This is a genomic window from Enterobacter cloacae complex sp. 309I3 (assembly GCF_050031595.1).
Classification (GTDB): Bacteria; Pseudomonadota; Gammaproteobacteria; order Enterobacterales; family Enterobacteriaceae; genus Enterobacter; species Enterobacter cloacae.
Genome location: NZ_JBLGWI010000001.1, coordinates 4,797,597 through 4,822,624 on the forward strand (window position 1 = coordinate 4,797,597; position 25,028 = coordinate 4,822,624).

20 protein-coding genes are annotated in these 25,028 nt (G+C 56.2%); 13 read left to right on the forward strand and 7 right to left on the reverse strand.

What is annotated here, in order from left to right; translation table 11 throughout:
- Positions 1-6: 6 nt before the first annotated feature.
- Positions 7-1,011, reverse strand: a complete 1,005-nt coding sequence (gene argC, locus ACQG22_RS22980; RefSeq protein ID WP_369706744.1) for an N-acetyl-gamma-glutamyl-phosphate reductase — start codon at positions 1,009-1,011, stop codon at positions 7-9.
- Between the two features lie 88 nt (positions 1,012-1,099).
- On the opposite strand from argC, the gene argE reads away from it, so the two are divergent.
- The 5 genes from argE (at position 1,100) to gldA (ending at position 7,939) form a co-directional block, all read left to right on the forward strand.
- On the forward strand, positions 1,100-2,251 hold the full coding sequence (gene argE, locus ACQG22_RS22985) for an acetylornithine deacetylase (protein ID WP_013099301.1): 1,152 nt from the start codon (positions 1,100-1,102) through the stop codon (positions 2,249-2,251).
- A 271-nt stretch (positions 2,252-2,522) separates the two neighbouring features.
- Positions 2,523-5,174 carry a phosphoenolpyruvate carboxylase gene (ppc, locus tag ACQG22_RS22990; protein ID WP_013099302.1) on the forward strand — a complete coding sequence of 884 codons (2,652 nt, stop codon included), beginning with the start codon at positions 2,523-2,525 and terminating at the stop codon, positions 5,172-5,174.
- A gap of 93 nt (positions 5,175-5,267) precedes the next feature.
- A complete protein-coding gene (locus ACQG22_RS22995; protein WP_094916776.1) occupies positions 5,268-6,032 on the forward strand; it encodes a helix-turn-helix transcriptional regulator in 765 nt (254 codons plus the stop codon).
- Between the two features lie 128 nt (positions 6,033-6,160).
- Positions 6,161-6,823 (forward strand): fructose-6-phosphate aldolase, encoded by a 663-nt coding sequence (gene fsa, locus ACQG22_RS23000; protein ID WP_369706733.1) that lies wholly within the window; start codon positions 6,161-6,163, stop codon positions 6,821-6,823.
- Between the two features lie 12 nt (positions 6,824-6,835).
- Entirely contained in the window at positions 6,836-7,939 is a 1,104-nt protein-coding gene (gene gldA, locus ACQG22_RS23005) for a bifunctional L-1,2-propanediol dehydrogenase/glycerol dehydrogenase (RefSeq protein WP_108454033.1), read from the forward strand.
- A 39-nt stretch (positions 7,940-7,978) separates the two neighbouring features.
- Here gldA and katG read toward each other — a convergent pair whose 3' ends face one another.
- From katG to metB, 4 genes are all read right to left on the reverse strand, one after another.
- Positions 7,979-10,159, reverse strand: a complete 2,181-nt coding sequence (katG, locus tag ACQG22_RS23010) for a catalase/peroxidase HPI (protein ID WP_246932920.1) — start codon at positions 10,157-10,159, stop codon at positions 7,979-7,981.
- A gap of 147 nt (positions 10,160-10,306) precedes the next feature.
- On the reverse strand, positions 10,307-11,194 hold the full coding sequence (gene metF, locus ACQG22_RS23015; protein WP_013099307.1) for a methylenetetrahydrofolate reductase: 888 nt from the start codon (positions 11,192-11,194) through the stop codon (positions 10,307-10,309).
- Positions 11,195-11,419: 225 nt separating this feature from the next.
- Positions 11,420-13,852: a bifunctional aspartate kinase/homoserine dehydrogenase II gene (locus ACQG22_RS23020; protein ID WP_038420815.1), complete on the reverse strand. Its 2,433-nt coding sequence runs from the start codon at positions 13,850-13,852 to the stop codon at positions 11,420-11,422.
- Between the two features lie 2 nt (positions 13,853-13,854).
- Positions 13,855-15,015 (reverse strand): cystathionine gamma-synthase, encoded by a 1,161-nt coding sequence (metB, locus tag ACQG22_RS23025; protein ID WP_013099309.1) that lies wholly within the window; start codon positions 15,013-15,015, stop codon positions 13,855-13,857.
- Positions 15,016-15,291: 276 nt separating this feature from the next.
- On the opposite strand from metB, the gene metJ reads away from it, so the two are divergent.
- Positions 15,292-15,609 (forward strand): met regulon transcriptional regulator MetJ, encoded by a 318-nt coding sequence (metJ, locus tag ACQG22_RS23030; RefSeq protein WP_003862042.1) that lies wholly within the window; start codon positions 15,292-15,294, stop codon positions 15,607-15,609.
- A gap of 48 nt (positions 15,610-15,657) precedes the next feature.
- Here metJ and rpmE read toward each other — a convergent pair whose 3' ends face one another.
- The gene (gene rpmE, locus ACQG22_RS23035; RefSeq protein ID WP_003862040.1) at positions 15,658-15,870 is read right to left on the reverse strand and encodes a 50S ribosomal protein L31; all 213 of its coding nucleotides are present in this window, start codon (positions 15,868-15,870) and stop codon (positions 15,658-15,660) included.
- 200 nt (positions 15,871-16,070) lie between these two features.
- Between rpmE and priA the strand changes: the two genes are divergently transcribed.
- The 7 genes from priA (at position 16,071) to rraA (ending at position 24,038) form a co-directional block, all read left to right on the forward strand.
- Positions 16,071-18,266, forward strand: coding sequence for a primosomal protein N' (gene priA / locus ACQG22_RS23040; protein WP_020686910.1), 2,196 nt, complete (start codon positions 16,071-16,073; stop codon positions 18,264-18,266).
- A gap of 119 nt (positions 18,267-18,385) precedes the next feature.
- A complete protein-coding gene (gene cytR, locus ACQG22_RS23045; protein ID WP_013099311.1) occupies positions 18,386-19,411 on the forward strand; it encodes a DNA-binding transcriptional regulator CytR in 1,026 nt (341 codons plus the stop codon).
- Between the two features lie 93 nt (positions 19,412-19,504).
- On the forward strand, positions 19,505-20,506 hold the full coding sequence (gene ftsN, locus ACQG22_RS23050) for a cell division protein FtsN (RefSeq protein ID WP_028028089.1): 1,002 nt from the start codon (positions 19,505-19,507) through the stop codon (positions 20,504-20,506).
- 94 nt (positions 20,507-20,600) lie between these two features.
- Positions 20,601-21,131 (forward strand): ATP-dependent protease subunit HslV, encoded by a 531-nt coding sequence (gene hslV / locus ACQG22_RS23055; protein WP_008501802.1) that lies wholly within the window; start codon positions 20,601-20,603, stop codon positions 21,129-21,131.
- A 9-nt stretch (positions 21,132-21,140) separates the two neighbouring features.
- Entirely contained in the window at positions 21,141-22,472 is a 1,332-nt protein-coding gene (hslU, locus tag ACQG22_RS23060; protein WP_013099313.1) for an HslU--HslV peptidase ATPase subunit, read from the forward strand.
- A 67-nt stretch (positions 22,473-22,539) separates the two neighbouring features.
- Complete coding sequence (menA, locus tag ACQG22_RS23065; RefSeq protein ID WP_013099314.1) at positions 22,540-23,460, forward strand: 1,4-dihydroxy-2-naphthoate polyprenyltransferase; 921 nt, start codon at positions 22,540-22,542, stop codon at positions 23,458-23,460.
- Positions 23,461-23,552: 92 nt separating this feature from the next.
- Positions 23,553-24,038 (forward strand): ribonuclease E activity regulator RraA, encoded by a 486-nt coding sequence (rraA, locus tag ACQG22_RS23070; protein ID WP_013099315.1) that lies wholly within the window; start codon positions 23,553-23,555, stop codon positions 24,036-24,038.
- A 583-nt stretch (positions 24,039-24,621) separates the two neighbouring features.
- Here the strand turns inward: rraA and zapB are convergent.
- Positions 24,622-24,861, reverse strand: coding sequence for a septal ring assembly protein ZapB (gene zapB, locus ACQG22_RS23075; RefSeq protein ID WP_013099316.1), 240 nt, complete (start codon positions 24,859-24,861; stop codon positions 24,622-24,624).
- Between the last annotated feature and the right edge of the window lie 167 nt (positions 24,862-25,028).

The following is a 25,028-nucleotide window of genomic DNA, read 5'->3' on the forward strand; positions in this document are numbered from 1 at the left end:
CACACCTTAAATAAGAGCCTGCGTTTCCGGGAAACCGAAACGAATATTTGCACACTGCATTGCCTGAGCGGCAGCGCCTTTGAGTAAGTTATCTTCTGCTGCCACCACGATCAGATGCTCGCCCTGCACGGCATAGCCGATGTCGCAGAACGGCAGGCCAACCACGTTTTTCAGCGCGGGCACGCCTTTGTCGTAGAGACGCACCAGCGGTTTATCCGCATACGCCTGAGTAAAGGCCTCGCTCACCTGGTCTTTGGTCACGCCCGGTTTCAGGCGGCAGGTAATGGTTTCGAGGATCCCACGCGGGAAGCTGCCCAGGTGCGGTGTAAAGATGACATTGGCCCCCAGATGGGTGGTGATTTCCGGATGATGGCGGTGATTAAACACGCCATACGGCTGCAGGCTGACTTCACAGAAGCTGTTAGAAATAGCAGCCTTGCGTCCGGCACCGCTGACACCACTGGTGGCGTTGATCACCGGCCACTGGTTCAGATCCAGCAGGTCTGCGTCGATCAGCGGCTTCAAAGAAAGCTGTGCGGCCGTCGGGTAGCAGCCCGGCACGGCAATCAGATCGGCTTCTTTCAGCTTGTCTGCGCTCCACTCCGCCAGCCCATACACGGCTTTTGCAAGCAGGTCCGGGTGCTGATGGTTAAAGCCATAATATTTTTCGTAGAACGCGCCGTCGTTAACACGGAACGCGCCGGAGAGGTCGAACACCACGCAACCGGCCGCCAGGAATTGCGGCGCCAGGTCGTGACTGACCTCGTGCGCGGTGGCCAAAAACACCACGTCGACGCCGTCAGTGAACTCGCTGATGTCAGACATTGGCTGCAGTGGCAAGTCGACAATGCCCTTAAGCCACGGATGCAAATCGGAAATTAACTTTCCTGCATCATTGCTTTGCGCTGACACGGTCAAAGCGGTTATGGTCATATGTGGATGGCGATTCACGTAGCTTACAAGCTCTGCGCCCGCATAACCGCTAGCGCCTACAATCAGCGTATTCAATATCGGGTTCCTTTATGCTCAACGTTAATGTATTTTTATTCACATTTATTGCATGAATATTGATACTATCACGACCTAAGGTGTGTCAACAATGAAAATGAACTTACCGCCATTTATCGAGATTTACCGCGCCCTGATTGCCACACCCTCCATCAGCGCGACCGAAGAAGCGCTGGATCAGAGCAATGAGTCTTTAATCAATCTGCTGGCGGGTTGGTTTAGCGATCTTGGCTTTAACGTTGAGGTTCAGCCTGTTCCCGGAACACGCCATAAATTTAACCTGCTCGCCAGTACCGGACACGGCGCAGGCGGACTGCTGCTGGCCGGTCATACCGACACGGTGCCGTTTGACGATGGCCGCTGGACCCGCGACCCGTTTACCCTGACCGAGCATGACAATAAGCTTTACGGCCTTGGCACCGCCGACATGAAAGGCTTCTTCGCCTTTATCCTTGACGCGCTGCGTGACGTGGACGTGACAAAACTGAAAAAGCCGCTCTACATTCTGGCGACCGCCGATGAAGAGACCAGCATGGCGGGGGCGCGTTACTTCTCAGAAAACACATCGATTCGCCCGGATTGCGCCATCATCGGTGAGCCAACGTCATTACAACCGATCCGTGCGCATAAAGGCCATATCTCCACGGCAGTGCGCGTGATGGGCCAGTCCGGCCACTCCAGCGATCCGGCGCGTGGCGTGAACGCCATTGAACTGATGCACGACGCCATCGGCCGCATCATGACTCTACGCGACGAACTGAAAGAGCGGTATCACTACGACGCCTTCACCGTGCCGTATCCGACGCTGAACCTCGGGAGCCTGCACGGTGGCGATGCCTCTAACCGTATCTGCGCTTGCTGTGAGCTGCACATGGATATCCGTCCGCTGCCGGGCATGACGCTGAGCGATCTCGACGGCTTGCTGACCGAAGCGCTGGCCCCGGTGAGTGAACGCTGGCCTGGCCGCCTGACGGTGTCTGAACTGCATCCACCGATCCCGGGTTATGAATGTCCACCGGATCATCAGCTGGTTGAAGTGGTGGAAAAACTGCTCGGCGAGAAAACCGACGTGGTGAACTACTGCACCGAAGCGCCGTTTATTCAGACGCTGTGCCCGACGCTGGTACTTGGCCCAGGCTCCATCAACCAGGCGCACCAGCCGGATGAATACCTGGAAACCCGCTTCATCAAGCCCACCCGCGAACTGATTACCCAGGTCGTGCATCACTTCTGCTGGCATTAAAACCGCACCGATTAGTCCCCTCTCCCGGTGGGAGAGGGTTAGGGTGAGGGCAACAAATCCCGCGATCTCCGTCACATTCCCATAAGCATCTCTTATCTGACGCAATGCGAATTAAATTTCGTAAATTGCCCGCATTTATTCGTTTGCTGAACCGTTTTCGCAGCAATTGACGACGGGGGTTTTACGTGGCTTTATAAAGGGAGATGACAAAATAATGTCCAGAAGATTTTCGCATGGGCATAAACAAAAATGATGGGGTGACTGGGTTTTTATGAACGAACAATATTCCGCGTTGCGTAGTAATGTCAGTATGCTCGGCAAAGTGCTTGGAGATACCATCAAAGATGCGTTGGGGGAAAACATCCTCGACCGCGTTGAAACCATCCGCAAGCTGTCTAAATCTTCCCGTGCCGGTAACGAAGCGAGTCGTCAGGAGCTGCTCACTACCTTGCAGAACCTCTCTAACGATGAGCTGCTGCCCGTTGCACGCGCATTCAGCCAGTTCCTGAACCTGGCAAACACGGCTGAGCAATACCATAGCATTTCGCCAAACGGCGAAGCTGCCAGCAACCCGGAAGTCATTGCCCGTACGCTTCGTAAACTCAAAGACCAGCCAAACCTCAACGAAGCCACCATTAAAAAAGCGGTGGAGTCCCTTTCGCTGGAGCTGGTGCTGACCGCCCACCCAACCGAAATCACCCGTCGTACCCTGATCCACAAAATGGTTGAAGTGAACAACTGTCTGAAACAGTTGGATAACAAAGACATTGCCGACTACGAACGTAACCAGCTGATGCGCCGTCTGCGCCAGCTGATTGCGCAGTCCTGGCACACCGATGAAATTCGTAAGCATCGCCCAAGCCCGGTAGACGAGGCCAAATGGGGCTTTGCGGTGGTGGAAAATAGCCTGTGGGAAGGGGTGCCGAACTACCTGCGTGAGCTGAACGAACAGCTGGAAGCAAACCTGGGCTACCGCCTGCCGGTAGATTTTGTTCCGGTACGCTTTACCTCCTGGATGGGCGGTGACCGCGACGGTAACCCGAACGTGACGGCAGAAATCACCCGCCACGTGCTGCTGCTGAGCCGCTGGAAAGCCACCGATCTGTTCCTGAAAGACATTCAGGTGCTGATCTCCGAGCTGTCGATGGTGGAAGCAACGCCAGAACTGCGCGCGCTGGCCGGTGAAGAAGGTGCCAGCGAGCCGTATCGTTTCCTGATGAAAAAACTGCGTAGCCAGCTGATGGCGACCCAGGCCTGGCTGGAAGCACGCCTGAAAGGCCAGCGCCTGCCGAAGCCGGAAGGTCTGCTGAGCCAGAACGAACAGCTCTGGGAACCGCTATACGCTTGCTATAAATCGCTGCAGGCCTGCGGGATGGGCATCATCGCCAATGGCGAACTGCTCGACACCCTGCGCCGCGTGAAGTGTTTTGGCGTGCCGCTGGTGCGTATCGACGTGCGTCAGGAGAGCACCCGCCATACCGAAGCGCTGGGCGAACTGACCCGTTATCTTGGCATTGGCGACTACGAAAGCTGGTCTGAAGCCGACAAACAGGCCTTCCTGATCCGCGAGCTGAACTCCAAGCGTCCTCTGCTGCCGCGCAACTGGGAGCCAAGCAACGAAACCCGCGAAGTGCTCAACACCTGTAAAGCGATCGTGGATGCGCCAAAAGGATCGGTCGCCGCCTATGTGATCTCGATGGCGAAAACCCCGTCCGACGTGCTGGCCGTTCACCTGCTGCTGAAAGAAGCCGGTATCGACTATGCCCTGCCGGTCGCCCCGCTGTTTGAAACCCTCGACGACCTGAACAACGCCAATGATGTAATGACCCAGCTGCTGAACATCGACTGGTATCGCGGCTTTATTCAGGGCAAACAGATGGTGATGATCGGCTATTCCGACTCCGCAAAAGATGCGGGCGTGATGGCGGCATCCTGGGCGCAGTATCAGGCGCAGGACGCGCTGATCAAAACCTGCGAGAAAGCCGGTATTGAGCTGACGCTGTTCCACGGTCGCGGTGGCTCCATTGGCCGTGGCGGTGCGCCTGCGCACGCGGCGCTGCTCTCTCAGCCGCCGGGAAGCCTGAAAGGCGGCCTGCGCGTGACCGAACAGGGCGAGATGATCCGCTTCAAATACGGCCTGCCGGAAGTGACCATCAGCAGCCTGTCGCTCTATACCAGTGCGATTCTCGAAGCAAACCTGCTGCCACCGCCGGAGCCGAAAGAATCCTGGTGTCGCATTATGGATGAGCTGTCTGACATTTCGTGCGACCTGTACCGCGGCTACGTGCGTGAAAACAAAGACTTCGTACCTTACTTCCGCTCTGCTACGCCAGAGCAGGAGTTGGGCAAACTGCCGCTGGGTTCACGTCCGGCCAAGCGTCGTCCGACCGGCGGCGTGGAGTCTCTGCGTGCAATCCCGTGGATCTTCGCCTGGACGCAGAACCGTCTGATGCTGCCAGCCTGGCTGGGTGCCGGTGCGGCGCTGCAGAAGGTGGTTGAAGATGGCAAACAGAACGAACTGGAAACCATGTGCCGCGACTGGCCATTCTTCTCTACCCGTCTGGGTATGCTGGAGATGGTCTTCTCGAAAGCTGACCTGTGGCTGGCGGAATACTACGATCAGCGTCTGGTGAAACCAGAGCTGTGGGCGCTGGGTAAAGAGCTGCGCGAACTGCTGGAAGGCGACATCAAAGTGGTGCTGGATATCGCCAACGACTCCCATCTGATGGCCGATCTGCCGTGGATTGCCGAGTCTATCCAGCTGCGTAACATCTATACCGACCCACTGAACGTCCTGCAGGCGGAGCTGCTGCACCGTTCGCGTCTGGCGGAAGAGGAAGGTAAAGATCCGGATCCACGCGTTGAACAAGCGCTGATGGTGACGATTGCGGGCGTTGCAGCGGGTATGCGTAACACCGGCTAATGCTCACTGCCCGGCGGCGCTTCGCTTGCCGGGCCTACGACAAGTAGGCCGGGTAAGCGTCAGCGCCACCCGGCACATTTCGGTAGTCTCCTGATGCATTCCGATATCACCCGAATTTTGACAGAGCTGGTTAACCGCACGTTATCGCTGGGTCAGATCCATTTCTCAGCCAGGGCTGAGCAGTCCCCCCGAACAGCGCCCTGCCTCGTTATTACCCTGAATAATTCCTGTGAGGCGATATTTTCCTCATCCGGGCACATGACTCATCACCCGGCTAACTTCCTAAGAATCAACTTCGGTAAGCAGCAAATGGCCATTGAGTTACAGCGTGAGAACGTGCCTGCGCAGCAGGTCCAGGTCGCCCGGCGTGGCCCGCGAACCGGTGCGTTTCTCCTCCAGACACTAGCCGAATTACAGATGCAACCGGATGAACAAGACACCGCGAGGCTGGTGGTACTGAGTCTGCTCAGCCACTGCCGGGATCTTTTTGGCAGCGACATTCGCACCGCCAACCGCAGCCGCGCGCTCTTCGAAGCGATTCGTAGCTATATCGACGAACATCACGCCTCTTTGTTAACGCGTGAATCGGTGGCGCAGGCGTTCTACATCTCCCCAAACTATCTTTCCCATCTCTTTCAGAAAGTTGGCAGTGTCGGATTCAATGAATACCTGACCCAAACCCGACTTGAACATGCCCGACAGTTGCTTAAAGGCTACGATCTCAAAATCAAGGATATCGCCGCACGATGCGGTTTTATGGACAGCAACTACTTCTGCCGCCTGTTTCGCAAACACACCGAACGTTCTCCTTCCGAATATCGCCGCCAGTATCACAGCCAGTTAACCGCCAAAAAATAGCACTGTGATCGGCATCGCACATCGCTAAGCACATTACATTTGTCCAGTATTTGGCAAAATTGACCTGTATATCCCGCCTGCCGCCCCGCCTTATCCTTAAATCAATCTTTCTGACTTAAGGAAAAATAATGGAACTGTATCTGGATACCGCCAACGTGGCAGAAGTAGAACGCCTTGCGCGCGTTTTCCCCCTTGCAGGCGTCACCACCAATCCGAGCATCATTGCCGCCAGCCGTGAGTCAATCTGGGAGGTACTGCCGCGCCTGCAAAGCGCCATTGGTCCGAAAGGCAGGCTGTTCGTCCAGACAATGAGCCGCGACGCAGAAGGCATGGTGGCCGAAGCCAAACGCCTGAGCAATGCTATCCCGGATATCGTGGTGAAAATCCCGGTCACCGCCCAGGGGCTTATCGCCATTAAGGCGCTAAAAACAGCGGGCATCACTACGCTGGGTACCGCCGTGTACAGCGCCGCGCAAGGCCTGCTGGCCGCGCTGGCCGGGGCAAAATATGTCGCGCCATACGTAAACCGCGTGGATGCCCAGGGCGGGGACGGCATTTGCATGGTTCAGGAGCTGCAATCCCTGCTGGAACAGCATGCACCGGAGAGCAAGGTGCTGGCAGCCAGCTTCAAAACGCCACGCCAGGCGCTGGACTGCCTGCTCGCCGGATGTGAAGCAATCACGCTTCCCTTAGATGTAGCGCAACAAATGCTCGGCACGCCGGCGGTAGAGTCAGCAATAGAGAAGTTCGAGCAGGACTGGAAAAACGCGTTTGGTAACCTCAACCTCTAAGGGAGATATGTTATGGACCGTATCATTCAATCGCCGGGAAAATATATCCAGGGCGCTGATGTTCTCACCCGTCTCGGCGACTATCTGAAACCTCTGGCTACACGCTGGCTGGTTGTTGGCGATAAATTTGTGCTGGGTTTTGCCGAAGAGACCCTGCGCCAGAGTTTTAAAAATGCAGAGCTACATACCGAAATCGCGCCGTTTGGCGGCGAATGTTCGCAGAATGAGATCGATCGTCTGAAAAAACTGGCCGACAGTGCCGACTGCATGGCGGTGCTGGGTATTGGCGGCGGTAAAACGCTGGATACCGCCAAAGCGCTGGCACATTTTATGGACGTGCCGGTCGCTATCGCCCCGACTATCGCCTCCACCGATGCCCCGTGCAGCGCCCTTTCTGTGATTTATACCGACAGCGGCGAATTCGAACGCTATCTGATGCTGCCGCATAACCCCAATATGGTGATTGTCGACACCAAAGTGGTGGCTGGTGCGCCGCCGCGTCTGCTGGCCGCCGGAATTGGCGATGCCCTTGCCACCTGGTTTGAAGCACGCGCCTGCTCGCGCAGCGGCGCCACGACCATGGCGGGCGGCAAGTGCACGCAGGCCGCGTTAGCGCTCGCCGAGCTGTGCTACAACACGCTGATTGAAGAGGGCGAGAAAGCGATGCTGGCCGCCGAGCAGCACGTAGTAACCCCGGCGCTGGAACGCATTATCGAAGCCAATACCTATCTGAGCGGCGTAGGGTTTGAAAGCGGCGGGCTGGCGGCAGCGCATGCCATTCACAATGGGATGACGGCAGTGCCGGATGCGCATCACTTCTATCACGGTGAAAAAGTGGCGTTTGGTACGCTGACGCAACTGGTGCTGGAAAACGCGCCGGTTGAGGAGATCGAAACCGTCGCGGCGCTTTGCCACAGCGTTGGATTGCCGATCACGCTGGCGCAGCTGAACATCAAAGAAGACATTCCGGCCAAAATGCGCCTGATTGCCGAAGCGTCTTGCGCTGAGGGAGAGACCATTCACAACATGCCGGGTGGCGTGTCGCCGGATCAGGTTTACGCGGCACTGCTGGTTGCCGACCAGTATGGACAGCGTTTCCTGCAGGAGTGGGAGTAACAAAAACGCCGGGTGCGCTATGCGTACCCGGCTCAATGGTTATTTCACGTCAAAACGGTCCAGATCCATCACCTTCGCCCACGCTGCAACGAAGTCGCGAACGAACTTCTCGTGAGCATCACTGCTGGCGTACACCTCTGCCAGCGCGCGAAGGACAGCGTTAGAGCCGAAGACCAGGTCAGCGCGAGTGGCAGTGTATTTCACTTCACCGCTGGTGCGATCGCTTCCGGCAAACAGCTCGTTCGATTCATCGGTCGCCTTCCACTGGGTGTTCATATCCAGCAGGTTCACGAAGAAGTCATTGCTCAGCACGCCTTCGCGGCTGGTAAACACACCATTTTTACTGCCGTCAAAGTTTGCACCCAGTACGCGCAGGCCGCCGATCAGCACCGTCATTTCTGGTGCGGTTAACGTCAACTGCTGGGCTTTATCAATCAGCAGCGATTCGGTGGTGGAGACATCAACCTGCGCACGATAGTTACGGAAACCGTCAGCAATCGGTTCAAGCAGGTTAAACATATCGATATCCGTCTGATCCTGACGTGCATCCACACGGCCCGGCGTGAACGGTACGGTGACGTAAACGCCAGCCGCTTTCGCCGCCTGTTCAACGCCTACCACACCCGCGAGCACGATGATATCGGCCAGTGAGGCTTTATTGGTGGTGCGCTGAATAGCTTCCAGAGCAGGCAATGCACGTACGGCTGCGGCGTTAACATCCCAGTTGCGCTGAGGCGCAAGCGCCAGACGCGCACCGTTGGCACCGCCACGCTTGTCACCGCCGCGGAAGGTTGAGGCCGACGCCCATGCCACGGAAATCAGTTCGCTGACGGAGAGCCCGGATGCTGCAATTTCCGCCTTCAGGCTCTCAATGTCCTCTTTGGTCGGATTGAATACTGCCTCCGGCAGCGGATCCTGCCAGATCAGATCTTCTTTCGGCACTTCCGGGCCAAGATAACGCGATTTTGGCCCCATATCGCGGTGGGTCAGTTTGAACCACGCGCGGGCGAAGGCTTCGTTGAAAGCCTGCGGATCGTTCAGGAAGCGACGGGAAATTTTTTCGAATTCCGGGTCAAAACGCAGCGTCAGGTCGGTAACCAGCATAGTCGGTTTGCGTTTTTTCGACGGGTCGAACGGGTCTGGCATGATCTCAGGCGCGTCCACGGCTTCAAACTGAATCGCACCGGCCGGGCTACGGGTTTGTACCCATTCGTATTTGAACAGGTTCTCGAAGAAGTAGTTGCTCCACTGGGTCGGGGTTTGTGACCAGATGACTTCCAGACCGGAAGTAATGGCGTCAGCGCCAATACCGGTACCGTGCGTGCTGGCCCAGCCCAGGCCCTGCGCTTCAATCGGAGACGCTTCCGGATCTGTGCCAACGTGCGTTGCTTCACCCGCACCGTGGGTTTTACCGAGCGTATGCCCCCCGGCAATCAGCGCCACGGTCTCTTCGTCGTTCATTCCCATGTTACCGAAGGTGGCGCGAATGGCTGCCGCCGCGGACAGCGGTTCACCGCTGGCGTTTGGTCCTTCCGGGTTGACGTAGATCAGCCCCATTTCAGTGGCCGCCAGCGGACGTTTCGCCAGTGCTTCCGGGTCACGATGGGTCAGCCAGGCTTTTTCATCCCCCCAGTTAACGTCGAGATCCGGTTCCCAGACATCTTCACGCCCGGCACCAAAACCAAAGGTGCGGAAGCCGGAGTTTTCCAGCGCCACGTTACCCGCAAGAATAAACAGGTCAGCCCAGGAGATTTTTTGACCATATTTTTGCTTGATCGGCCACAGCAGACGGCGAGCTTTATCCAGACTGACGTTATCTGGCCAGGAGTTCAGCGGCGCAAAGCGCTGTTGACCGCGTCCGGCACCGCCGCGTCCGTCAACGGAGCGATAGGTTCCCGCACCGTGCCAGGCCATGCGAATAAACAGGCCCGCATAGCTGCCCCAGTCGGCAGGCCACCACGGTTGAGAGTCGGTTAAGAGTGCTTTGAGATCGCCCTTGAGGGCGGAGTAATCCAGCTTGCTAAATTCTTTGCGGTAGTCGAAGTCTTCACCCAGAGGGTTCGAACGATTGGAATGTTGGTTAAGAAGATCGATGCGGAGTTGTTTTGGCCACCAGTCGCGGCTGCCTGTACCTGCCCCCGCGCTGTGATCGACGCCGCCCTGGTGGAACGGGCATTTGCCGACTGATGCCGCTTTATTGCTCTCGTCTGACGTGCTCATCGCTATGCTCCCTTTTACAGTGTTACCGTTACGATATACACCACTAGCAATAAGATATAGTTGAATTAATCCACAGATTCGATAGCTAATACCTTTTAACTTTTAGCCAGACTAAAAAGCCCTCCATTCAGGAGGGCTTGATGTTTATTACGCCGGGCGAACACCGAGCGTATGACAAATGGCGTAGCTCATTTCCGCGCGGTTCAGCGTGTAGAAGTGGAAATCTTTTACCCCTTCCCGACTTAAAATTTTCACCATGTCCATTGCGATATTGGCACCCACCAGCTTGCGCGTTTCCGGATCATCGTCCAGCCCTTCGTACATTTTGGACATCCACAGCGGAATGCGTACGTTGGTCATATCGGCAAATTTCTTCGCCTGTTTGAAGTTAGAGACCGGCAGAATACCCGGGATGATTTCCACGTCGATACCCGCAGAAACGCAGCGGTCGCGGAAGCGCAGGTAGCTTTCCACATCAAAGAAGAACTGAGTAATGGCCCGGTTCGCACCGGCATCCACTTTACGCTTCAGGTTAAGGAGGTCAGCCTGAGCGCTTTTCGCTTCCGGATGCACTTCCGGGTACGCCGCCACGGAGATATCAAAATCGGCAACGTCTTTCAGCAGCGCGACCAGATCCGCCGCATACATTTCGGGCTTACCGCTACCCGGCGGCAGGTCGCCGCGCAGGGCGACGATATGACGAATCCCGTTATTCCAGTAATCCTGGGCGATAGCACGCAGCTCGTCACCGGTGGCGTCGATACAGGTCAGATGCGGCGCCGCTTCCAGACCGGTTCTGTCTTTAATGCCTTTAATAATGCTGTGCGTACGGTCACGCTCGCCGGAGTTCGCGCCGTAGGTCACGGAGACAAATTTCGGTTTCAGGCTGCTCAGGCGATCGATAGAGCTCCAGAGGGTTTGCTCCATTTCACTGGTGCGCGGCGGGAAAAATTCAAAAGAGACGTTAATCTGGCCGTTTACTTCGGCCAGGCTCTGATTCAGGGCTTCCCGCTGGTTGGCGTGAAAAAAGCTCATACCTTACCTCTATCTTTCGCGTGTCGTTGTTTGTTGTGTTGTGAACTTCTATACGTTTAGACGTCCAGATGTAAAAATGACGGAAAAGCGGGGTGACGTCAACAGAAATAATCAACAATAACGGTGAGGAATGCTCAGGGAAGATGAAGGAAATTCAAGATGGGGTGAGTGCGGTCTGATGCCCTCACCCTAACCCTCTCCCACCGGGAGAGGGAAATACAGGGGTTACAGTAGCTTAGCGAGACGATTGATGTCCGACTGGATCGCCCCGGCGGTGACATCGCGCCCTGCACCCGGGCCACGGATCACCAGTGGGTTATCGCGGTACCAGCGGCTTTCGATTGCAAAGACGTTATCGCACGGCAGCAGCGCCGCCAGCGGATGTTCAGGACGCACCGCCTCAACCCCCACACGCGCTTTACCGTTGGCCTCGAAACGCGCCACATAGCGCAGCACCAGCCCCATCTCGTTTGCGGCTTCCAGACGTTGCAGCATCTGCTCGTTCAGTTCATCACCGTTTTCAAAGAAGTGATCAATGGATCCTTCCTCGCAGCCTGCCGGCACCAGCGACTCGACGCGAACAGCGCCGGGTTCAATGTCATAACCGGCTTCACGCGCCAGGATCACCAGCTTACGCATCACATCTTTACCGGAAAGATCGACGCGGGGATCGGGTTCGGTTAGCCCCTGCTGCCACGCCTGATCCACCAGGTCAGTGAACGGTACGGTGCCATCAAACTGCAGGAACAGCCAGGAGAGCGTACCGGAGAAAATACCGCTCAGCGCCAGAATGCTGTCGCCGCTTTCAATCAGATCGCGCACGGTATGGTTAACCGGCAGACCCGCGCCTACGGTGGCGTTATAGAGCCAGTGACGACCGGTTTTTTCGAACGCGTCGTGGATCTGACGGTACTTATCGGTGCTGCTTGCCCCCGCCAGTTTGTTCGCACTGATGACGTGGAAACCGTGGCTGGCGAAATCAAGATACTGATCGGCAAGCTGTTCGCTGGCAGTAACGTCCAGCACCACCAGATCGTCATATGGGTGCGCGCGCATCCACAGGAACAGCGACTCTTCGTCTTGTTCAACCGCTTCATCATTAAAGAAGGCAAGCGCGCGGCTGGCATCCAGCCCCTCGTAGTTCAACAGACTGCGGCGGCTGTCCACCACTCCGGCGAGGATAAATTCAAAGCCGGTACGTGCTGAGAGCGTGACCTGCTCGCGCGCGAACAGCTCCAGCCAGCGAGAACCGATGTTGCCTTTACCGAACAACACCAGGCCGATGCGTTTTTCCGCACGGAACAGAGAGGTATGCAGACCCTGAATCAGGCTCTCAGTTGGTCCTTTACGCAGGACGGCAACGAGGCTGATGCCCTCTTCCGACTGCCAGGTAAATTCAACCGGTTGCCCTTTCAGCTGTTGCCAGAAGCGGTGGCAGTGCAGTGGGTTACGGGTGACGCCCGCGCCCACCATCGCCACCAGCGCTAGCCCCTGACGCAGACGAAGCTCGCCCGGCAGGCCCGCTTCATCCAGAATTTTTAGCGCGCTGTCCGCCACTTCGGCGGTGTAGCAGAACTGCAGCAGTTGACGGTCGTTATGTACGCCAACCGCCAGCGGACGCACCTGAGCACGTTTGAGGATCGTGTCGATATCTTTATGCGCCAGTTTGAAGTCCTGGCCCGCCGGGACCTGGAACTCAATCAGGCAGATATCGTCGTGGCTGGTGACAATACGCGCCCCCGTACCGGATGCCAGCACGCGTTCGATGCGCGTGGAGCCCTGATCCGGGGTGTAACTGCAGCGCAACTGCAGATCGATGTCGCTACCGGAAACCGGCTGCAGCGTACGCGCGTGCAGAACCGGCGCGGCCAGACGTGCCAGCTCGCTGGCTTCATCCAGGCGCAGCAGCGGCAGCAGGCAGGCGTCTTTCACCTTACGTGGATCAGCGCTGTAAACACCGGCGACGTCACTCCAGATGGTGACGCGGGACACGCCCGCCAGGGCACCGATCTGCGTCGCCGAGTAGTCAGAGCCGTTACGCCCCAACAGCACGGTTTCCCCGGCATTGCTGCGGCTGATAAAGCCGGTCACCACAATGCGTTTACCCGGATGCTGTACCAGCAACTGTTGCAGCAGCGGGTAGGATAGACCTTCGTCCACCTGTGGCTGTGCGGCGCGTTCGGCACGCAGGAAATCACGCGCGTCGAGCCAGGCAGCCTCAACGCCCAGATGTTGCAGCACGGCGGCCATCAGGCGCGCAGACCACACTTCACCGTGCCCCACCACTTCGGCGTACACCGCATCGGTAATACCGCTGTCCAGCAGGGCGGCCAGACGCTCAAGGTCATGCGTAAAAGCGCTAATCAGCCCATCCGCCACGTCTGCAGGCAGCAAACCGGCAATCAGCTCACTCTGGTAACGGCGTAAGGACTGTTGCACCTGATGCGCAGAGAGGCGATCGGTCTGGCTCAATTTCAGCCAGCTAATCAGCTGGTTGGTGGTGCTGCCCGCCGCGGAGACAACCATCATGTCACCCGGCTGTGAATACTCTGTCATGATCCCTGCAACGCGCAGGTAACACTTCACATCAGCAAGACTACTACCACCAAACTTGTGCAGTTGACGACCCTTCGCCCCTGCCTGCGCTATCACACTCATGATTACCCCTTGGCTGCGACCCGGAAGCCATTTTCCAGATCGGCAATTAAATCTTCAGAATCTTCAATACCGGTTGAGATCCGCAGCAGCGTCTCAGAAATCCCGGCGGCGGCACGTGCCTCTGGTGCCATACCTGCGTGCGTCATGGTTGCGGCGTGGGAGATCAAACTTTCAACCCCACCTAACGATTCCGCCAGCGTAAACAATGACAGCCCGCTCAGGAAGCGACGCAGCGTTTGCTCGTCACCGTCCAGTTCAAAACTTAACATCGCGCCAAACCCTTTCTGCTGACGCGCGGCAATCTCGTGCCCCTGGTTTTCAGGCAGCGACGGGTGATAAAGCTTCTTCACCAGCGGCTGCGTTTTCAGGAAATCGACAATCGCCTGGGCATTGCGCTGTGCCACCTCCATACGCGGCGACAGCGTGCGAATCCCGCGTAACAGCAGATAGCTGTCGAAGGCCCCGGCGGTGACGCCAATGTTATTGGCCCACCATGCCAGTTCGGTGACAACGTCGGGATCTTTTGCAATCACCACGCCTGCGACGACATCAGAATGACCGTTCAGATATTTAGTGCATGAATGCAATACCAGATCTGCACCCAGCGCCAGTGGGTTCTGAAGGGCCGGACTGAGGAACGTATTATCCACTACACTTATCGCTCCCGCATCCCTTGTGAGCTGACAAATTTTCGCAATATCGACAACGCGCAACAATGGATTACTTGGACTTTCCACCAGCACCAGCTTCGGCTTCTCTGCCAGCGCCTGTTTCAGCGCCTGTTCGTCATTTTGATCGACAAACAGTACCCGGTAACAGCCGCGTTTTGCCAGGCTATCAAACAGACGATAGCTGCCGCCGTAACAGTCGTGCGGCGCAACCAGCAGATCGCCCGGCTTCAGGAACACGGTAGTCACCAGATGAATGGCAGACATACCGGTATTGGTTAATACTGCCCCTGCGCCACCTTCCAGTTCCGCCAGCGCGCGCTGGGTAACATCACGCGTAGGGTTGCCACGACGCGAGTAGTCATGCGCACGGGGTTCATTAAATCCGGTGAAATTATAGGTACTGGAAAGATGAATCGGCGGGACAACACAGCCGTACTGCTCGTCATCATTCAATCCGCTACGCACTGCGATGGTGGCCTGTTTACGCGTCATGGTGAAGGCTTCCTGGCTAATTAGGTGAAAAGTCAGGCACCAGAGTAAACATTGAAAGTATGGACGTCAATACATCTGGACATCTAAACTTCTTTGCGTATAGATTGAGCAATGCGCAAATAGCCGTTAAAATTATATGCTTTAGTGCACGCTGCAGCGGCAATATCCGTGCCACGGTATCGTCTCTACGGTAAACTACGCAGGTTTACGGTTCAAAACCGACGGTTACAGGTTTTGCACCTTTAGATTAATGACTGAGAGGATTAAAGGTATCTCATGGCTGAATGGAGCGGCGAATATATCAGCCCATACGCTGAGCACGGTAAGAAGAGTGAGCAAGTAAAGAAAATTACGGTTTCCATTCCTCTGAAGGTGTTGAAGATCCTCACCGATGAACGTACGCGTCGTCAGGTGAACAACCTGCGCCACGCAACCAACAGCGAACTGCTGTGCGAAGCGTTTCTGCATGCGTTTACCGGCCAACCGTTGCCGAACGATGACGACCTGCGCAAAGAGCGTAGCGACGAAATCCCGGAAGAGGCGAAGGTGATCATGCGTGAACTGGGTATCGACCCGGAGACGTGGGAATACTGATAAGCGGATACAAAAAAGGCACCTTGCGGTGCCTTTTTTTCGGGAAACTTATTTAGCGCCCGGGATGCTGAAACGCTTGTTGAAGCGGTCAACACGGCCACCGGTTGCAACGTCACGCTGCTTACCAGTGTAGAACGGGTGGCATTTGCCGCACACGTCCAGGTTCAGATCGTGACCCACGGTAGAGCGGATCTGGATAGAGTTACCGCAAGAGCAGTTTGCAGTAATCATTTCGTATTTCGGGTGAATATCTTTTTTCATGGGAGAACCTCAGTTAAGGCCGCGTCGCTCTTCCAGCCCTAACGCCAGACACCACGCGATGTTGAATGTAAGTTCTTTGGCGTAAAGTACACCAAAGGCGGCGAATCATACAGAATTTGACCAACGTATGCAAACTGATCCGCACGCCGCTTTCACTAATGTGTATACTAACGCGCCACTTTTCAAGTCAGGAAGATTCGATGCCCGTCGCTCACGTTGCCCTGCCCGTTCCGCTTCCCCGCACGTTTGACTATCTGCTGCCCGACAGCATGAGCGTTAAAGCGGGCTGTCGCGTGACCGTGCCCTTTGGCAAACAGCAGCGCGTAGGGATCGTCGTCTCCGTCAGCGACAAGAGCGAATTGCCGCTTAACGAACTGAAATCGGTCGTTGAGGTGCTCGACAGCGAGCCCGTTTACTCCACCAGCACCTGGCGACTGCTACTATGGGCGGCGGATTATTATCATCATCCGATTGGCGATGTTCTGTTCCACGCTTTACCGATTATGCTGCGCCAGGGCAAAAGCGCCAGCCACGCGCCAATGTGGTACTGGTTTGCGACCGAACAGGGCCAGGCGGTGGACATTAACAGCCTGAAGCGCTCCCAGAAACAACAGCAGGCGCTGGCCGCCCTGCGTCAGGGGAAAATCTGGCGCCATCAGGTCGATGAGATGGAAGTCAGCGAAACCGCGCTCCAGGCACTAAGAAAAAAAGGGCTGAGCGAACTGGCAAGCGAGGCTCCGGCCCTGTATGACTGGCGGGAGCGATTTTCCGTCTCGGGCGATCGCCTGCGCCTGAACACCGAGCAGGCCACCGCCGTGGGGGCGATCCACAGTGCCTCCGGCCATTTCTCCGCCTGGCTACTGGCCGGGGTCACCGGTTCTGGCAAGACAGAAGTCTATCTCAGTGTGCTGGAAAACGTGCTCGCGCAGGGCAAACAGGCGCTGGTGATGGTGCCGGAAATTGGCCTGACGCCGCAAACCATCGCGCGCTTTCGCGAGCGGTTTAATGCGCCGGTTGAGGTGCTGCACTCTGGCCTGAATGACAGCGAACGCCTCAGCGCCTGGCTGAAAGCGAAAAACGGCGAAGCGGCGATCGTGATTGGCACCCGTTCATCACTGTTTACACCGTTCAAAAATCTTGGCGTCATCGTCATTGATGAAGAACACGACAGCTCTTATAAGCAGCAGGAAGGCTGGCGGTATCACGCCCGCGATCTGGCCGTCTATCGCGCGCACAGCGAGCAAATCCCCATTATTCTGGGCTCTGCTACCCCGGCGCTCGAAACGCTGCATAATGTTCGTCAGCGTAAATACCATATGCTGCGCCTGACGCGTCGCGCGGGGAATGCGCGTCCGGCCATTCAACACGTGCTGGATCTGAAAGGTCAGCAGGTGCAGGCGGGGTTAGCACCTGCCCTTATCACCCGGATGCGTCAGCATTTGCAGGCGGGCAATCAGGTTATTTTGTTCCTCAACAGACGCGGCTTTGCCCCGGCACTGCTGTGTCACGACTGCGGCTGGATCGCAGAATGCCCGCGCTGCGACCACTACTACACCTTCCATCAGGCCCAGCGCCATTTGCGCTGCCACCACTGCGACAGCCAGCGCCCGGTGCCGCGTCAGTGTCCATCATGCGGGTCAACGCACATCGTGCCGGTCGGTCTGGGCACTGAACAACTGGAACAGGCCCTGGAGCCGTTCTTCCCGGATGTGCCCATTTCCCGAATCGACAGGGACACCACCAGCCGTAAAGGGGCGCTGGAACAGCAGCTGGCAGAAGTGCATCGCGGTGGCGCGCGCATCCTGATTGGCACCCAGATGCTGGCTAAAGGTCATCACTTCCCGGACGTGACGCTAGTTGCCCTGCTGGATGTCGATGGCGCACTGTTCTCTGCCGATTTCCGCTCAGCCGAGCGTTTTGCCCAGCTTTATACCCAGGTGGCCGGACGCGCGGGACGCGCCGGGAAACAGGGCGAAGTGGTACTGCAAACGCACCATCCTGAGCATCCGTTGCTGCAAACCCTGCTGCATAAAGGCTATGACGCCTTTGCCGAGCAGGCGCTGGCTGAACGCCAGACCATGCAGCTTCCCCCGTGGACCAGCCACGTGATCATCCGCGCGGAAGATCATAACAACCAGCAGGCGCCGCTTTTCCTGCAGCAGTTGAGGAACCTTCTGCAGGCCAGCCCGCTGGTTGATAATCAACTGTGGATTTTAGGGCCGGTTCCGGCGCTGGCCCCCAAGCGCGGCGGACGTTTTCGCTGGCAGATTTTGCTGCAACACCCTTCGCGCATCCGTTTACAGCACATCGTCAGCGGCACGCTGGCCTTGATCAACACCCTGCCAGAAGCGCGCAAAGTGAAGTGGGTGCTTGACGTTGATCCCATCGAAGGCTGAAGCCGGATCGAAAAATTTAACGTCCCTCACACTTTTTATGAAAATTCTGTAACCGATTCCATTAACTATCTGTAAAAATGGTGGCGTCAGAAGTTCGGTGTTCAGGCGAGGAGAAGACGTTGAAGTCCAGGAAAGAGGTTGCCACGGCGACCATGAAAGACGTTGCCCAGAAAGCACAAGTCTCTACGGCAACCGTGTCCCGCGCATTAATGAACCCGGATAAAGTCTCTCAGGCGACCCGCAACCGGGTAGAACAGGCCGCGCTGGAAGTGGGGTATTTCCCACAGGCGATGGGGCGTAACGTTAAACGTAATGAGTCGCGGACCATCCTGGTGATTGTGCCGGACATCTGCGATCCCTTCTTCAGCGAAATTATTCGCGGCATCGAAGTGACCGCTGCGGAGCAAGGGTATCTGGTGCTCATTGGCGACTGCGCGCACCAGAATCAGCAGGAAAAAACCTTTATCGACCTCATTATCACCAAGCAGATCGACGGCATGCTGCTGCTTGGTTCGCGCCTGCCGTTTGATGCCAGCATTGAAGAGCAGCGCAATTTACCGCCGATGGTGATGGCCAACGAGTTTGCGCCGGAGCTGGAACTGCCAACGGTGCATATTGATAACCTGACCGCCGCGTTCAACGCCGTTAACTACCTGCAGGAGCTGGGGCATAAACGGATTGGCTGCATTGCCGGGCCAGAAGAGATGCCGCTGTGTCACTATCGCCTGCAGGGCTATGTTCAGGCGCTTCGCCGAACCGGCGTGACGGTTGATCCGCACTACATTGCGCGCGGTAATTTTTCCTTCGAAGCCGGTGGTCAGGCGCTGGAAAAACTACTGGCATTGCCTGAGCCGCCTACCGCAGTGTTCTGCCACAGCGACGTGATGGCGCTGGGGGCATTATCGTATGCGAAACGCCGCGGCCTGCGCATACCGAAAGATTTGTCGATTATCGGTTTCGATAATATTTCGCTTTCAGAATTTTGCGATCCCCCGCTCTCAACCGTTTCGCAGCCACGCTACGACATTGGCCGTGAAGCGATGCTTCTTTTGCTCGATCAGTTGCAGGGTCAAACAGTTAGCAGCGGATCGAGGTTGCTGGACTGCGAACTGATTATTCGTGGTTCTACCCAGGCATTGACTTAAAGTAAATGTCTTTAGGACACCCTTATCTGGTCAAAGCCCCGCCGCTTAAGTAACATGGCGGACTGACGAACGAATAAATACAGCGAAACGATAGTGGCACAACGAGATTATGTACGTCGCGGCCAGCCGGCACCTTCGCGACGCAAAAAGAGTAGCGCAAAGAAAAAGCAACGTAACCTGCCTGCTGTCTCGCCAGCAATGGTCGCTATTGCTGCGGCGGTACTGGTGGCCTTCATCGGCGGCCTGTACTTTATCACGCATCATAAAAAAGAAGAGGCTGAAGCCCTTCAGGGCAACAAAGTGGTTGGAAATGGTCTGCCACCGAAGCCTGAAGAGCGCTGGCGCTATATTAAAGAGCTGGAAAGCCGTCAGCCTGGCGTGCGTGCGCCGACCGAGCCATCCGCCGGTGGCGAGGTGAAAAATGCCGATCAGCTAACGGACGAACAGCGTCAGTTGCTGGCACAGATGCAGGCCGATATGCGCCAGCAGCCTACGCAGCTGAATGAAGTGCCGTGGAATGAACAAACGCCGGCGCAGCGTCAGCAAACACTGCAACTGCAGCGCCAGCGTCAGGCACAGATTCAGCAGCAACAACAACAGCAGCAGTGGACGCAAAACCAGCCGGTACAGCAGCCTAAAGCGCAGCCGCGCGTGACGGAACAGCCGTACCAGCAGCCGCAAACGCGAACGGCGCAGTCTCAGCCTGCTCAGCAGCCAAAGGCCCAGACGCAGAAGCAAACGGCTCAACCGTATCAGGATCTGCTGCAGACGCCTGCGCATACCACCGCGCAGCAGCCGAAAACACAGCAGGCCGCACCGGTCACCAAAGAGACCGAGGCACCGAAGCAGACGGCTGAGAAGAAAGACGAACGCCGCTGGATGGTGCAGTGCGGTTCGTTCAAAGGTGCCGAGCAGGCCGAAACGGTCCGCGCTCAGCTGGCATTTGAAGGATTTGACTCGCGCATTACCACCAATAACGGCTGGAATCGCGTGGTGATTGGCCCGGTCAAAGGCAAAGAAAATGCCGATGGCACCATTTCTCGTTTGAAAGTCGCCGGTCACACAAACTGCATCCGACTTGCTTCCGGGGGTTGAAACCCCCAAATTCCCCCCCATCTATCTTTCTATTCAGCCCTGAGCACAGGCTCAGGGCTTCTGTTTCCCGATTCTGTAACCAGGGGGTCTGCTCGTGACAACAATAGTAAGTGTACGCCGTAACGGCCACGTGGTAATCGCCGGTGATGGCCAGGCCACGCTGGGTAATACCGTAATGAAAGGCAACGTGAAAAAAGTCCGTCGTTTATACAACGACAAAGTGATCGCCGGTTTTGCAGGCGGCACGGCTGATGCTTTCACGCTGTTTGAACTGTTTGAACGTAAACTGGAAATGCACCAGGGTCATCTGGTGAAAGCCGCCGTTGAGCTGGCGAAAGACTGGCGAACCGACCGCATGCTGCGCAAACTCGAAGCGCTGCTGGCCGTGGCCGATGAAACCGCATCGCTGATCATCACCGGTAACGGTGACGTCATTCAGCCAGAAAACGACCTGATTGCCATCGGCTCTGGCGGCCCTTATGCCCAGGCTGCGGCTCGCGCACTGTTGGAGAATACCGACATGAATGCGCGTGATATCGCTGTGAAGGCGTTGGATATTGCGGGTGATATCTGCATCTATACCAACCACAACCACACCATCGAAGAATTGACCTCTAAAGCGTAAGGATCTCCCATGTCTGAAATGACCCCACGCGAAATTGTCAGCGAACTGGACAAACATATTATCGGCCAGGATAACGCCAAGCGTTCCGTGGCTATTGCTCTGCGTAACCGCTGGCGCCGCATGCAGCTCGACGAAGAGCTGCGCCATGAAGTGACGCCAAAAAACATTCTGATGATCGGCCCAACCGGTGTCGGTAAAACCGAAATCGCTCGCCGTCTGGCGAAACTGGCTAACGCGCCGTTCATCAAAGTTGAAGCCACTAAATTCACCGAAGTGGGCTATGTAGGTAAAGAAGTTGACTCTATCATCCGCGATCTGACCGACTCGGCAATCAAGATGGTTCGCGTTCAGGCGATCGAGAAAAACCGCTATCGCGCGGAAGAGATGGCTGAAGAGCGTATTCTTGACGTGCTGATCCCGCCGGCGAAAAACAACTGGGGTCAGGCTGAACAGCAGGCTGAACCTTCTGCGGCACGTCAGGCATTCCGCAAAAAGCTGCGCGAAGGCCAGCTGGATGACAAAGAGATTGAGATCGATCTCGCCGCCGCGCCAATGGGTGTGGAAATCATGGCACCTCCTGGCATGGAGGAGATGACCAGCCAGCTGCAGTCCATGTTCCAGAACCTGGGCGGTCAGAAACAGAAAGCGCGTAAGCTGAAAATCAAAGATGCGATGAAGCTGCTGATTGAAGAAGAAGCAGCAAAGCTGGTGAACCCGGAAGAGCTGAAGCAGGATGCGATCGACGCGGTTGAGCAGCACGGTATCGTGTTTATCGACGAAATCGATAAGATCTGTAAGCGCGGTAACGCGTCCGGCCCGGACGTCTCCCGTGAAGGCGTGCAGCGCGACCTGCTGCCGCTGGTAGAAGGTTGCACCGTCTCCACCAAGCACGGCATGGTTAAAACGGACCACATCCTGTTTATCGCGTCCGGTGCGTTCCAGATTGCCAGCCCGTCTGACCTGATCCCGGAACTGCAGGGTCGTCTGCCTATCCGCGTTGAGCTGCAGGCGCTGACCACTGAAGATTTCGAACGTATCCTGACCGAGCCAAACGCGTCTGTGACCGTACAGTACAAAGCGCTGATGGCGACCGAAGGCGTGAACATTGAGTTCACCGAAGACGGTATCAAACGCATCGCCCAGGCGGCCTGGCAGGTCAACGAAACTACCGAGAACATCGGTGCGCGTCGTCTGCACACGGTGCTGGAACGCCTGATGGAAGATATCTCTTATGATGCGAGCGACCTGAACGGTCAAACCATTACCATTGACGCAGAATATGTGGGTAAACACCTGGATGCGTTAGTGGCAGATGAAGATCTGAGCCGTTTTATCCTATAATCGCGGTTACTGCATTCTCATCACATTTAATGGGGGCTAATGCCCCCATTTTTTTGGCTTAATAACTATGACTGATATCAGCCGTACTCAGGCGTGGCTCGAAAGTCTGCGCCCTAAAACCCTTCCTCTGGCCTTTGCCGCGATTATCGTCGGTACCGTCCTTGCCTGGTGGCAGGGGTATTTCAATCCGCTGGTTGCCGTGCTGGCGCTGGTCACCGCCGGTTTGTTGCAGATCCTCTCTAATCTCGCCAACGACTACGGCGATGCGGTTAAGGGTAGCGATAAGCCTGACCGTATCGGCCCTCTGCGCGGGATGCAGAAAGGGGTGATTACGCAGGCACAGATGAAGCGCGCGTTGATTATCACCGTGGTACTGATTTGTTTATCCGGCCTGGCGCTGGTGACGGTCGCCTCGAAAACCACCAGTGATTTCATTGGTTTTCTGGTGCTGGGCCTGCTCGCTATTATCGCCGCCATTACCTATACCGTCGGCACGCGCCCTTACGGTTATATCGGCCTGGGTGATATTTCCGTGCTGGTATTTTTTGGCTGGCTGAGCGTGATGGGCAGCTGGTACTTACAGGCGCATACGCTTATTCCTGCCCTGTTCCTGCCCGCCACCGCCTGCGGTCTGCTGGCAACGGCGGTACTTAACATCAACAATCTGCGCGATATCGACAGCGACCGTGAGAACGGCAAAAACACGCTGGCCGTGCGTCTGGGGCCGGTTAACGCGCGTCGCTATCATGCCTGCCTGCTGATGGGCGCCCTGCTCTGCCTCGCACTGTTCAACCTGATCTCGCTGCATAGTCTCTGGGGCTGGCTGTTTGTGCTCGCCGCGCCGCTGCTGATTAAACAGGCCCGCTTTGTGATGCGTGAGCTCAGCCCGGCAGCCATGCCACCGATGCTTGAGCGCACGGTAAAAGGCGCACTGCTCACTAACCTGTTGTTCGTGATAGGGATTGTCCTGAGCCAGACGCTGAGTTAACTGACAAATATCAATTAACAATTGATGATTTTGCCAACAACGCATTTCGCACGATATACTGAACACATTCGCAGCAACAGAGCGTTAAACCTATGAAATACGATACCTCCGAGCTTTGTGACATCTACCAGGAAGATGTCAACGTCGTTGAACCGCTGTTCTCCAACTTTGGTGGACGGTCTTCGTTTGGCGGACAAATCATCACGGTGAAATGTTTCGAGGATAACGGGTTGCTGTACGATCTGCTCGAACAGAACGGTCGTGGTCGCGTGCTGCTGGTTGATGGCGGCGGCTCCGTACGTCGTGCATTGATTGACGCAGAACTGGCCGGAATTGCCGTGCAAAACGAATGGGAAGGCATTGTGGTCTACGGTTCAGTACGCCAGGTGGACGATCTCGAAGACCTCGATATCGGCATTCAGGCGATTGCCGCCATTCCGGTTGGCGCCGCAGGTGAAGGCATTGGCGAAAGCGATATCCGCGTCAATTTCGGCGGCGTGACCTTCTTCTCCGGCGACCATCTCTATGCCGATAACACCGGCATTATCCTCTCCGAAGATCCGCTGGATATTGAGTAGTAAACAGTAAGCGAGCGCCATAAAAAAACCGCCAACAGCAATGTGGCGGTTTTTTTGTCCCTCGGGATTCGCGGTCCGTTGGGAAGGCTTGCAGGCTAATACCAAGGATCTTCATCATACTCTCGTCCAAACCTTGGGCAACCCCTCAGAAGCTTTATAAAATCCTAATTCTTTATGAATACCTTAACACCAGGGTTGCTGCTTATTATGATGCAGCGTCCCTTTCCGCCATCTCGCAAATGGGCATCGGTCCAGGGAAAGGTGTATTCACAACCGTAAAACAGGCTAATACCAGGGCTTGTGTCCACCGACTTATCACCGGTGGTGAACGGTGGAGCGGTTAGCTGCAGGGACCGCATAATGAAACGCTAATTATGTATCGCGTTCATTGTCGCCAGCGTACTCGTTGTGAAGAGTGATGAACCCAATGTGTTCTTTGCTTTTGCTACGACAGCGCAGGACAAGTAGCGTTAAGGCCGCCTTGGGCGGCCTTTTTTATGGTTATTACCAATTCGCGATAACCATAAAAAAGCCGGGTGGCGGCTTCGCCTTACCCGGCCTACTCAGTTCAATCCCAGGGGAATTAAACCTCTTCCATACGTCCAAGCAGTGCCTGCAGACGTTCCTGCCAGCCGTTCTGCTGTTCACGCAGCTGGTTGTTTTCGCGCTCCAGTTCTTCACGGCCGTGCTGAGCTGTCTGCACTTCTTGCGCCAGGCTGTTGTTCTTTTCTTTCAGCTCTTCAATTTCCATCTGCAGCAGCGTGATGGTGTCAATCGCCTGCTGTACTTTCGATTCCAGTTTCTCAAACACTTCTAAAGACATGATCCTACCTCTCCTGAATTGCAAGGCGACGCTTTAACGTAAACGCGCACAACATCTATGCCGATTGTATGAAGCCCCGTCGCCCCTGTCCAGCGACACACCGCGCAGATCGCGGTTTGCAACATTTTTCGGCCTCGTCCTGGTGCGTTCGCGGCAATTACCCCTAA

What these genes read in the sequence shown, in the direction of transcription:
- argE (WP_013099301.1), top strand. Translation starts at nt 1,100, where the DNA reads ATGAAAATGAACTTACCGCCATTTATCGAGATTTACCGCGCCCTGATT.
- ppc (WP_013099302.1), top strand. Translation starts at nt 2,523, where the DNA reads ATGAACGAACAATATTCCGCGTTGCGTAGTAATGTCAGTATGCTCGGC.
- ACQG22_RS22995 (WP_094916776.1), top strand. Translation starts at nt 5,268, where the DNA reads ATGCATTCCGATATCACCCGAATTTTGACAGAGCTGGTTAACCGCACG.
- fsa (WP_369706733.1), top strand. Translation starts at nt 6,161, where the DNA reads ATGGAACTGTATCTGGATACCGCCAACGTGGCAGAAGTAGAACGCCTT.
- gldA (WP_108454033.1), top strand. Translation starts at nt 6,836, where the DNA reads ATGGACCGTATCATTCAATCGCCGGGAAAATATATCCAGGGCGCTGAT.
- katG (WP_246932920.1), bottom strand. Translation starts at nt 10,159, where the DNA reads ATGAGCACGTCAGACGAGAGCAATAAAGCGGCATCAGTCGGCAAATGC.
- metF (WP_013099307.1), bottom strand. Translation starts at nt 11,194, where the DNA reads ATGAGCTTTTTTCACGCCAACCAGCGGGAAGCCCTGAATCAGAGCCTG.
- ACQG22_RS23020 (WP_038420815.1), bottom strand. Translation starts at nt 13,852, where the DNA reads ATGAGTGTGATAGCGCAGGCAGGGGCGAAGGGTCGTCAACTGCACAAG.
- metB (WP_013099309.1), bottom strand. Translation starts at nt 15,015, where the DNA reads ATGACGCGTAAACAGGCCACCATCGCAGTGCGTAGCGGATTGAATGAT.
- metJ (WP_003862042.1), top strand. Translation starts at nt 15,292, where the DNA reads ATGGCTGAATGGAGCGGCGAATATATCAGCCCATACGCTGAGCACGGT.
- rpmE (WP_003862040.1), bottom strand. Translation starts at nt 15,870, where the DNA reads ATGAAAAAAGATATTCACCCGAAATACGAAATGATTACTGCAAACTGC.
- priA (WP_020686910.1), top strand. Translation starts at nt 16,071, where the DNA reads ATGCCCGTCGCTCACGTTGCCCTGCCCGTTCCGCTTCCCCGCACGTTT.
- hslU (WP_013099313.1), top strand. Translation starts at nt 21,141, where the DNA reads ATGTCTGAAATGACCCCACGCGAAATTGTCAGCGAACTGGACAAACAT.
- menA (WP_013099314.1), top strand. Translation starts at nt 22,540, where the DNA reads ATGACTGATATCAGCCGTACTCAGGCGTGGCTCGAAAGTCTGCGCCCT.
- rraA (WP_013099315.1), top strand. Translation starts at nt 23,553, where the DNA reads ATGAAATACGATACCTCCGAGCTTTGTGACATCTACCAGGAAGATGTC.
- zapB (WP_013099316.1), bottom strand. Translation starts at nt 24,861, where the DNA reads ATGTCTTTAGAAGTGTTTGAGAAACTGGAATCGAAAGTACAGCAGGCG.